At 43.6% G+C, this 3,451-nt stretch carries 6 protein-coding genes and 2 tRNA genes; 7 read left to right on the forward strand and 1 reads right to left on the reverse strand.

Going from position 1 to position 3,451, the window contains the following annotated elements:
- The 7 genes from IT392_09600 to IT392_09630 all read left to right on the forward strand — a co-directional run.
- Positions 1–149 (forward strand): serine--tRNA ligase (locus IT392_09600; GenBank protein ID MCC6544741.1); only part of this gene is annotated, 149 nt, incomplete at its 5' end.
- A gap of 156 nt (positions 150–305) precedes the next feature.
- Positions 306–392, forward strand: a tRNA-Ser gene (locus IT392_09605).
- A 137-nt stretch (positions 393–529) separates the two neighbouring features.
- A complete protein-coding gene (locus IT392_09610; protein MCC6544742.1) occupies positions 530–892 on the forward strand; it encodes a four helix bundle protein in 363 nt (120 codons plus the stop codon).
- Positions 893–965: 73 nt separating this feature from the next.
- Positions 966–1,059 (forward strand) — tRNA-Ser (locus IT392_09615).
- A gap of 20 nt (positions 1,060–1,079) precedes the next feature.
- On the forward strand, positions 1,080–1,595 hold the full coding sequence (locus IT392_09620) for a DUF2155 domain-containing protein (GenBank protein MCC6544743.1): 516 nt from the start codon (positions 1,080–1,082) through the stop codon (positions 1,593–1,595).
- Between the two features lie 12 nt (positions 1,596–1,607).
- Complete coding sequence (locus IT392_09625) at positions 1,608–2,315, forward strand: type 1 glutamine amidotransferase (GenBank protein MCC6544744.1); 708 nt, start codon at positions 1,608–1,610, stop codon at positions 2,313–2,315.
- A gap of 78 nt (positions 2,316–2,393) precedes the next feature.
- On the forward strand, positions 2,394–2,588 hold the full coding sequence (locus tag IT392_09630) for a hypothetical protein (GenBank protein MCC6544745.1): 195 nt from the start codon (positions 2,394–2,396) through the stop codon (positions 2,586–2,588).
- Here IT392_09630 and pyrF read toward each other — a convergent pair.
- Positions 2,581–3,279: an orotidine-5'-phosphate decarboxylase gene (gene pyrF / locus IT392_09635; protein MCC6544746.1), complete on the reverse strand. Its 699-nt coding sequence runs from the start codon at positions 3,277–3,279 to the stop codon at positions 2,581–2,583. The two genes, IT392_09630 and pyrF, sit on opposite strands and share 8 nt — an antisense overlap.
- Between the last annotated feature and the right edge of the window lie 172 nt (positions 3,280–3,451).

The following is a 3,451-nucleotide window of genomic DNA, read 5'->3' on the forward strand; positions in this document are numbered from 1 at the left end:
CGGAATATGTCCATACGATAAACGGTTCAGGGCTTGCAGTAGGCAGGTCACTTGTGGCAATATTAGAGAATTATCAGCAGGCAGACGGAACAGTAATAATACCTGAAGCTCTCAGGAGCTACATGGGGGGCATGGAAAGGATCACATGAAGCCTGGATTGATTCGTAACTGGATAACATAGTAACTGAGAACGTCAGAAATGGCTTTCTGCAAGGCGGATGACGAAGGAAACCGGAGGCGTACTTTTTAAGATTTCCTGAGGAGTCCAACGCCGCAGAAAGTCATTTATGACGTTCGTAGCCTAAGGAGGGGTGGCCGAGTGGCTTAAGGCGACGGTCTTGAAAACCGTTGTGTGATGAGCACCGTGGGTTCAAATCCTACCCCCTCCGCCAGGAAAATTGCTTTGCAATTTTCACTTATAGCTAATGGCTTATAGCTAATGGCTTGTAGCTAATGGCAATAAGTGGGGAATTGCACTTTATAATAAATTGATAAAAGTTGCATTAGCAATAGCCGACAAGGGAAACTTATGCCATTCAGGTTTAAGTCCTTTAGGGTATATAATGAGGCAAAGGCATTCTGTAAATTTTGCAGAGACCATGTTTCTGAGAACATAACCGATAAGGGCCTTGCCGATCAGATATATCGTGCATTAAACTCGATTGTTTTAAATATTGCTGAAGGCTCTGCAGACACATCAGATGCCGAATTCGCCAGATTCCTGGGCATATCAATTCGATCTGTTTATGAAACTGTTGCAGGTTTTGATTTAGCGGAAACTTATGGTATTATTACCGCTGATTTGAATTTGGATATTGAAAGTAAAGCTGAAAGATTAGTAAAACAATTAAGTTCATTTCGCTCATCTTTGGCTAAGAGCCCAAAGCCATAGGCAATAGTAAGCTACACGCTTTATGCTGCCATTTGCTATAAGCTATAAGCCACAGGTGATGCGAAGCATCCCAGGAGAGGTGGCCGAGTCGGTCGAAGGCAGCTGCCTGCTAAGCAGTTGTGGGGCTAATAACTCCACCGTGGGTTCGAATCCCACCCTCTCCGCCATAATGAGTTAAATATACAGCATGAAATCTATCAATAAAATAATACTTTTTACACTTTGTATCAATTCCATTATTGGTCTTAATGCATGCACTAAGAAGGAACAACCGAAACCGCGTGCTCATGAGCAGCAGGCAATGATGCCGTCACATGCTGATGTTCAGATGCCATCGTCAGAACAGATGAAGATTGTCCTTTCCGAAGAGATTAAAGGCAAATGGAAGGGGGTCATAATATCAGTAATGGATAAACAGACTATGAATGGCAGGGACTACAAGGTACCAATTGGGGCTAATTTTACAATATCGGGCAGTAATGTTGAGGTTCAAACTGGCACTTTCCTGCCAGACCTTGTGATAGAAGATAATGTTTATTCTTCTGAATCTGCTGAACTGGGTAATCCTGCAATTCAGGTCGAGGTAAAAGAGGGCGGTAAGGAAATCTTCAAGGGTTGGTTATTCCAGAAATATCCGACTGTCCATCCATTCAAACACGAGCGGTATTCAATTACATTAAAAGAACCTGTTTCCGGTTTATAAAGAGGTGTGAGGGTGTTGGAAGTTATTGTACTTCAGCATATTGAATGTGAAGACCTCGGCACAATTGCAAATGCAATGTCACAAAGAGGCATCGGATGTAAGTATGTCAGACTCTTTGAAGGTGAGCCTGTCCCTCATGATCCGGGTGCGTTCTCCGGCATTATAATACTTGGCGGACCCATGAATGTTTATGAGGAAGACAAGTACCCATATCTTAAAGATGAAGACATCTTTATTAAGAAAGCTGTAATGAACGATATGCCGATCCTCGGCATCTGTCTCGGTGCTCAATTGATTGCGAAGGCAGCCGGGGCAAGAGTAAGCAAGGGAACAAAAAAGGAGATCGGTTGGTATAAGCTGAGCCTCTCGGGCGACAGCAGGCGGGACACGTTATTCAAAACACTTCCTGAGGAGCTTAAAGTGTTCCAGTGGCATGGAGATACCTTTGAAATTCCCAGGGGTGCAATACGGCTTGCCGGCTCAGGGCTATTCCCAAACCAGGCCTACCGCATCGGCAGCAGGATTTATGGTATACAATTTCATCTTGAAGTTACAAAGGAAATGATTAACCAGTGGATATCAGAATATAGAGAAGAACTATCCAGGGTTGATTATATTAATGTCAGCGAAATAATTTCGGATACACCTGCATACATAGAAACTCTAAACTTAAGTGCCGGAATCTTTTTTGAAAAGTTCTTCGAAATAATGCAAACCTAAAGTACATTTCTGCCATATCCGATAAACTAACTGAAACTTGGAAGACAGACGGAAATACTCATAAACTCAGGGGCCGATATGTTCAGACCGCTTTTAGAAAACCGTAATGTAGATGAGATATTTGTAGCAGATGAACTCTACTGCAATTTTTGTGTTGAGACGAATCAAACAAAAAAGGCCGGCAATGAAAATCTTGTTGCCCTCCCACCCTGTAACAAGTGTACAGGACTAATCTATGCAATGAAGTCCAAGATATACTTTGTGGTCAACTAATCTCTTCAATTATCTTTACAGTTGCCTCAACAGGATCTTTTGCATCCCGAATAGGACGTCCCACAACAATATAATCAGAACCAAGCCTGGAAGCATCGCGCGGCGTCACTATCCTTTTTTGATCGTCTCCTGGAATAAGGGACCACACCGGCCTGACGCCGGGGGTGACAACGGTCAAATCTCTGCCTAAATGTTCTCTTATAACTGATATCTCCTGACCGGAACATACTATGCCGGCACAGCCTGATGCCTTTGCCATTTTTGCCCGGTGAATTACCAGATCTGTTAAAGAGACATCGTCACTTAGAAGGAGGATCTTTTTCATATCTTCCGCTCCCTGGCTTGTCAGGACTGTAACTGCCAGGATCTTAATTTTATCAGGGACACTGTCAACAGCTGCTGTTAACATATCGGGCCCGTCACTGCTGTGGACTGTAATGAATTCTACATCCTTAATATACGGTGTTTTAAGCGCCCTCCGGACGGTCTCCGGGATATCGTGAAGCTTCAAATCCAAAAAGATCCTCCTGCCGCCGGCCGCAAGCACACCTTTTATCGCTTCAGGCCCTGCACTCACAAACAGCTCAAGACCTATTTTGAAGACATGAACATGATCTTTTAACAGGTTGACATACTTTAATGCCTGGCTTAGATCAGCAAAGTCCAGGGGGAAAATAAGCTGAGTTAACATGGATTGTACTATAACATACTTTCACTTTTAAATAACCTGTCAAATCCCCCTTCCCCCCTTTTCTAAAGGGGGGATTAAACCCGATGATCCCCGATTACCAGCAATTCTCGGTGAAACATCCAGGCAAACATGCAAACAACGGGGTTAGAAAACCCCGTCTATCGCGATAGGC

The organism is Nitrospirota bacterium (assembly GCA_020846775.1).
Lineage (GTDB): Bacteria > Nitrospirota > 9FT-COMBO-42-15 > HDB-SIOI813 > HDB-SIOI813 > RBG-16-43-11.